Source organism: Clostridium sp. (assembly GCF_016650095.1).
Taxonomy (GTDB): Bacteria; Bacillota; Clostridia; order Clostridiales; family Clostridiaceae; genus Clostridium_AD.
In genome coordinates this window covers 1-5,576 of sequence record NZ_JAENWL010000256.1, presented here as the reverse complement: position 1 = coordinate 5,576, position 5,576 = coordinate 1, and the positions used below count along the sequence as shown (strand labels likewise).

5 protein-coding genes are annotated in these 5,576 nt (G+C 29.3%); all 5 read right to left on the bottom strand.

Annotation, left to right across the window (positions count from 1 at the left end; all coding sequences use genetic code 11):
• Positions 1-758 (bottom strand): extracellular solute-binding protein (locus JJE11_RS13740; RefSeq protein WP_291636547.1); only part of this gene is annotated, 758 nt, incomplete at its 3' end.
• A 17-nt stretch (positions 759-775) separates the two neighbouring features.
• Positions 776-2,377 (bottom strand): HD domain-containing phosphohydrolase, encoded by a 1,602-nt coding sequence (locus JJE11_RS13735; RefSeq protein ID WP_291636545.1) that lies wholly within the window; start codon positions 2,375-2,377, stop codon positions 776-778.
• Between the two features lie 12 nt (positions 2,378-2,389).
• Positions 2,390-4,282: an ATP-binding protein gene (locus tag JJE11_RS13730; protein WP_291636543.1), complete on the bottom strand. Its 1,893-nt coding sequence runs from the start codon at positions 4,280-4,282 to the stop codon at positions 2,390-2,392.
• Between the two features lie 43 nt (positions 4,283-4,325).
• Positions 4,326-4,958 (bottom strand): aspartyl-phosphate phosphatase Spo0E family protein, encoded by a 633-nt coding sequence (locus JJE11_RS13725; protein WP_291636541.1) that lies wholly within the window; start codon positions 4,956-4,958, stop codon positions 4,326-4,328.
• Positions 4,959-5,364: 406 nt separating this feature from the next.
• The gene (locus tag JJE11_RS13720) at positions 5,365-5,499 is read right to left on the bottom strand and encodes a hypothetical protein (RefSeq protein ID WP_291636539.1); all 135 of its coding nucleotides are present in this window, start codon (positions 5,497-5,499) and stop codon (positions 5,365-5,367) included.
• Between the last annotated feature and the right edge of the window lie 77 nt (positions 5,500-5,576).

Below are 5,576 nucleotides of genomic sequence, written 5' to 3'. Positions count from 1 at the left end.
CCCTTTAATTTTATCTTTTCTTTCTCTGAAAGATTAGCATAAGTCTCCTTATTTGTATAAATGGATTTTGCTAGATTTACTCCAGCTTTAAATTCATTTGAATTAAGGTTAAATTTTCCTCCGTCCCAAGTGTACCAACCAAATTTTTTATTAACTGCAGCTGGATACCATTCAATAATGCTGCTCTCATCAGCTAACCCAATACTACCATTATTTATATTAGTCATTTTTTTCACCATGGTTTCAAATTCATTTACAGATAAATTATTACTTGGCACCTGTACTTTCTGTGCTTTAAAAAGATCTTCATTATAAAAATAACCATATAAATACATGCTTGTAGGTATAGCAATAATCTTACCCTTTACTTGAACTGCTTCTCTAAAGGCCTGAGGAATATTTATCCATTCACTATCTTTACTAACAATATCAGTAATATCAGCACACCAACCATTAGTATTGGCTTGTGGATTGCTACCATACATAAATACATCCGGCAAATTATTATTTTCAGCGTCAATTTTCAATGTGGCATCATAATTTTTCACGAAACTTTCATCTATTTCTACTTTAATATTAGTATGTTTTTTTGTAAATGCATTAATCATTTGTCTTTCAACACTATTTTTCTCTATTGGTCCCAAATTCCAGGCAGCATATTTTATTATAATAATATCTTGCTTTTTATTACATCCAGAAAATATTATAACTATGGAAAGAATTAGTATTAAATTTAAAATAATTATTACTCTTTTCATTATACCACCCCCAAATTTTATTCAGGTAATGTCATTATTAAATTAAAAACTTCCTCTTCTTTACATAATAAAGCTTCAACTACATCAGGTGAAAATTGAGTGCCTCTGCTTTCTTTAAAATACTGGATTACTTTCTCCCTAGACCAGGGCTCTTTATAGCAGCGTTTTGAAACAAGTGCTTCAAATACATCTGCAACTGCTACAATTTCACATTCTTTTGGTATTTCTCCACCTTTTTTACCGTCTGGATAGCCATTACCATCGTATCTTTCATGATGATAATGTGCTATATCTGCTGCAATCTTTAGCAATGGAAATTTTGAATCCTTTAAAATATTATACCCTGTCGTAGTATGTTTTTTCATGCTATTAAATTCATCCATGGAAAGCTTTCCAGGTTTTAATAATATACTGTCATCAATGGCAATTTTACCAATGTCATGCATCACACTTGCCATTGATATAGTTTCAACTTGTTCATCGTTATAACCCAATTTTTCAGCTAATATTCTTGTGATTTCTGAAACTCTTCGTGAATGGGATCCTGTAGAATTACTTCTATTTTCCACAACTTCAGTAATTCTATAAATTATCTCATTTTGAGTATCATGAGCATTCATATTAATCATATAATTATCTACTGCTAGTGAAAAGTTATTCAAAAATATTTTAATTATTTCAATATTATCAGAATTTACTTTAGTCTCCAAAATAATATAATTTTTAATTAGCTTATCACTACTTTGCTTATAGATTGCCAGAAAATCTCCTTGACGTAAAACCAGTTCATCTTCTCTACTTTCTTGAATTTGTTTTACAATCTTCCTTATATCCTCATGGCAACTGCTAAAGTCAAGTGGTTTTCCAATTAGATGTTCATATTTCCCAGTTGCGGCTAAAATTTTTGCTGAATCCATAATTTGAATAAAAGCCATTCCATCAAATACTCTATCTTCATCTCTAATATAAATAGTGTCAACATCAACATCATATAAGGACATTACCTGTATAAGCATTCCATTTATAAATTCAGTAAAGGAATGGTATTTAAATAAATCTTGAGATGCATTAATAACCTTGCTCAAACCGACTTTCTGTCTATTTAAGCTTTTAATATTTTTATGTGCACGAAGACATACATACATGGTGCTAAATAGTTTTTGGATAGTTAGCTCAGTTTTAGACTTATAGTCGTCAATTTCATATTCAACAATTATCTTATTTTCAGGTGCTTTACCAGGTTGCCCAGTTCGAAGTACTATACGAGTAATATTATTTTTCAAAGTTTCTCGAAGGTACTTTACTACTCTTAATCCCGCATCATCATCCTCCATTACTACATCCAGTAATATTATAGCAATATCGTGATTTTTATCTAAAAATTCCATAGTCTCCTTACCCGAATAGGTATCATAAAACTTAAGTCTTGCACCTTCCATTTCAAAGCTTTTCAAAACCAATTTGGTCATTTTGTGAACTTCTTCTTCATCATCTGATATAAGAACCTTGTAGAAGCTATTTGTTCTCACAATGTTTCCCTCATTTTCTCCTATCTTTGAATCTAAAAAATCAATATTTAAAGAATCTTCATTAATACCTATAAAATCTTTACTTGCCATAAGTTCAACCTCCTAAATTGGTATACTAATAATAAAAGTTGTACCTTTTCCAATTTTACTGGTTACTGAAATAGACCCATAAAGCTTTTTTGTTACCAGGTTATATACAATACTTAAGCCCAACCCACTTCCTCCAATATGCTTTTTAGTGGTAAAGAATGGAGTGAAAATTTTTTTAATATTTTCTTCACTTATACCACAACCATTATCTGAATATTGAAGATTAAACATGTTTTTATCCTTAAATATAATTATATCTATTTTACCATTTTCTATTTCAGCAAAACCGTGTATGATAGAATTCATTATAAAATTAGTTAGTATATGGGCCAATATACCTGGATAGCTTGTAATTGAAAGTTCTTTATCACACTGAACATTAAAGCTATGATTATGTTTTTTGTATTCGTGTCTCAAACTTACTACTATGCTGTGGATATATTCTGCAACATTAAACTCTTCAATAGATTCAATGGTTTGGTCAACGGCTATCCTTTTAAAGCTTTTAATTATCTCAGAAGCTCTTTCCAAATTATATTGAAGTAGTTCAAGACTTTCATCCATGTCTTCCATATAATTCACAAGATCTTTTTTAGAAAATATTCCTTCAACCAAAGCTTTTCTACTTTCATAATTTATTTTCTGCATATATGAAGATGTAGTAACTCCTATCCCTAAAGGAGTATTTATTTCATGGGCAACCCCGGCAACTAGACTACCAAGTGCAACCATCTTTTCATTTTCATCTAACGTTTGCTGATGATATTTTAATGAAGTTACCATTTTATTTATATTTCCTGCTAATTCCCCTATTTCATTTTTACTTGAAGTATCAACTGTTATATCAAGTTTACCCTCAGCAATTTTTTCCATATCATGCTGCAATTCTATAATTGGTTTTATCACATTTATATTTATCAATTTAAAAGTTATTAAAATACTGCAGAGAAGAAGAAAAATAAATATAATTGCTAATAGATTAAGGGTTAGCTTATCCGTTTGTTTCTGAAACACAATTACGGACCAAGGTTCAGAATTTCCGGGCAATTGTATCGGTTGATAAGCTGCAACTACTATATTATTATAAGTATCTTTAAACTGATAGGATTCTGTTTTTTTATCTAGTGCCCCTGATATAATTCTTTTCATAGTATCTGAAATTTTTATATTTTCTACGGAAGTAACAAGCTGGCCACTTGCATCTAATTTATAATTATTATTTTTATCAAGAGCCACTGTTCGCTTTGTAAAATCTATATAATTAATGTACTCTCCAGGCTTAGAATCTGTACTTGTTAAAACACTACCCTTATTATCCATTACGATATAAGAAATATCTCTATCCAATAACTTATTGGCAATGCTCTCAATAGTATTTAGTGTAAAATCTGCTCCAAAAACCCCAACCATTTTATTATCTTTCAATAGTGGCAAATAAATGGAGCTAACTAATTCATTATTATTTACAGAAAGATAAGCTTCACTAACAAAAGCATTCTGGTCTGCTTTAACTTTTTTAAACCACCATCTATCTGAGCGATTACCTAATTCACCACTCGAGCGCAGGGTTTGCATACCCTCCATATCTTGTGCATAAAACAATCTAAAATATGGCATTGTTTTTATTGCAGCTTCTAGAGTAGACTTCCCATCTTTTTCATTATTAATAATATAATTATTACGTGAAAGCATATTTGAGGCATCGTGTGCCCCCTGAATAAATTCACTCACATTTGTTGCTATTAATCTTGACAAAGCCTCCGTTGTATATGCTGTTTTCAACTGCAATTTATTATATATTAAAATCTTATTGACAGACTGCAATATGGCAAAAGGTACACTCACCATGATAATAACAGCAATAATTATTCTCACTTTTATTGAATTGAAAAATGAAATTTTCATATAATCCTCTCCAGAATTCTTTATCAGAATATTTAGGCTTACGTTAAATATTTTTCATGTATTCTACAATTAGTTCATCCAAGTACTGACTAATAGCTAATTTTTGCTTTTCTTGAGTTTTTCCATACGGTATTAGACACATTTCATTTAAAACATCTCTTAAACTCTCAATTTGCTTATTTAATATTTCTAATTTAATATCATTTATTTCCCAATTTCTGATTTCTCTACTTGCTCCATAAACTTCCTTAACTGTTTCTTGCTTTTCATTCTCAATAATCTTTTCATTCATTTCGTTTATCACTGCACAAACACTTACATCACTATTAGTGTCAATATTAACTATTCTTCCGTTTTCAGATATATCTTTTAGCATTTCAATAACATACATTCTTTCATCTATAAATACAGGAGTAGCAATTACTAAAATCACCTTTTTATTAACATATTCTATTTTTACAATTGTATCTTTTTCATTATAAGCCCTAATTGAAATACAATTAGGGCATGCCAACCCTCTATTCCATAAATCATAACAAGTATTCTTAATTTTTTTAATTTTTTCATCTTTAAAAATGATGAAATTTTTATTAATAGGATCAACGACTCTAATACTGTCATACATATTATCTGCTATTGATAATCTTTCTTTTACTTGTGCATATAAAGTCTTCATTACAAAGCCTCCTTAATGATTTTTAAATTATAAATAACGTCATCAGTCTCTATAAATTTTTACAAGGTAAATTCTGCTATATTTTTAAAATATTTATTATCTCATACTATCACTTTTTATTACATATATACATATATATCATCATCCATAATTCGACATTACTCTTGCTTTTTTTAGGAGTTTTGCATATAGCTTCAAGAGGTAAGCAAAATATTGTTGCCTTCTTATTTTTGAAATCTTCTTTAAATTTCTTCAATCATTGTTATATCTTTAATACATTTATTAGTGAAGGTTTATTAGAGTACAGCTAAAACAAGCCAAATTTATAATTAATGGTGGAGCAGCAATGCCGTTAATAATAGCAGTATTAGGTGCCTGACACGACCCCATAGGAGATGATTAAAAGTCATCTCCTCGTTCCCTCAAAAAGATTCTTAATAATTAAAAATGACCATTTTCCTTCCAATACATTTAGTACTTTCTCAATAGAGCACTCAATATTTTTAGGATATTCAACGTTATTTACCAACTTATCAACCATAAAAATCACTCCTCTAGTATCTTTTATGAAACTATATTATAAAATGTAACTACTTTTTATAATATATCGGATATGTT